The following is a 1255-nucleotide window of genomic DNA, read 5'->3' as shown; positions in this document are numbered from 1 at the left end:
GGGCACGCCGGACGACGGTCCGGACGGGCGCCGCGGCGGCACCGACGACGAGGCCGCGGGCAGGGGCGATGACACCGGCCGCGGCACCGCCCCGGGCTCCGGAGCGCCCTCCGCGACCTCCGGCACCGGGTGGCGCGGCGCCGCCTCGGCGTGCCGTGTCCTGCGGGACGGCAAGGAGCTGGACTCTGGCCGCAGGCGGGTGCTGGAGCACCTGGCGGGCGGTCCCGCCCGGGTGACCGCGTACTGCAAGGTCCTGCTGACCACCGGCGACTCCTCCTCCGCCGGCACCGGGAACGGCGGCGCGGAGGGGAACTCCGGCGACACCACCGGCGGCGGGCCGGACAAGGGCAAGGGCAAGGACCAGGACAAAGACAAGGACGGGGACAGGGACCCGGACAAGGGGAAGGGCCCGGGCAGGGAGAAGGACCGGGGCGAGGGCCGGGGTGAGGGCAAGGACCGCGGCACGGGGCGGGGCAGCGGCTCCGGTGACGACGGTCCCGGCGGCGGCAAGGGCGGCGGCCGGCACCGCGGTGGCGCCGCCCCCGCTCCCTCCGCCTTCGGCCCGGCGCACCCCGGCGCACCGGCCCACGGCCCCGCGCGCCCGGCACCCACGCCGACGTACTCCGCGCTCTGATCGGCGACACCCCGTCTGACCTGCACTTTTAAAGTCGCCGAAAATTTTTCGGCGCGAGGTGTGACGTTTCTGGAGCCGGTGACGCAGTACTGAGTGAGCCGACTGGTCATCGGCCGTTGCACGGAGCCGGGGTTCCCCCCGTACCCGCGGCTCGTGCACCTGGCGCGGGCGGGACACGTTCCCCCGGTCCCGCCCGCGCCCCGCAATCTCTTCGGCGGACGCCGCCTCACCGGTGGACGACGACCTTGTCGCCGACCCTCACCTGCGCGAACAGCCGCGCGATCGCCGTCTCGTCCCGCACGTTCACGCATCCGTGCGAGCCGCCCGCGTATCCGCGCGCCGCGAAGTCGTACGAGTAGTGCACCGCCTGGCCACCGCTGAAGAACATCGCGTAGGGCATCGGCGCGTCATAGAGGGTCGACACATGGTGTCGTGACTTCCAGTAGATGTGGAACACACCCTCGCGGGTCGGGGTGTACTGCGTCCCGAAGCGCACCGCCATCGTGGACAGGGTCTGCCCGTCGACCATCCAGCGCAGTGTCCGGCTGGTCTTGCCGATGCACAGCACCCGCCCGGTCCGGCAGCGCGGATCCGGTGCGGCGGCCGGCCGGCCGGCCATCG

At 74.1% G+C, this 1255-nt stretch carries 1 protein-coding gene and 1 pseudogene; one reads left to right on the top strand and one right to left on the bottom strand.

Translation table 11 applies throughout. From position 1 onward, the window contains the following. Positions 1 to 634 (top strand): annotated as a pseudogene (locus CCN44_RS44835) (hypothetical protein); the annotation flags it as partial. A gap of 226 nt (positions 635 to 860) precedes the next feature. Here the strand turns inward: CCN44_RS44835 and CCN44_RS41620 are convergent. Then, on the bottom strand, positions 861 to 1255 hold a 395-nt coding region (locus tag CCN44_RS41620; RefSeq protein WP_143650458.1), incomplete at its 5' end, for a L,D-transpeptidase.

The organism is Streptomyces tricolor (genome assembly GCF_002155905.1).
Taxonomy (GTDB): Bacteria; Actinomycetota; Actinomycetes; order Streptomycetales; family Streptomycetaceae; genus Streptomyces; species Streptomyces tricolor.
The sequence above is the reverse complement of the archived record's forward strand: the minus strand, read 5'-3'. Positions and strand labels throughout refer to the sequence as shown.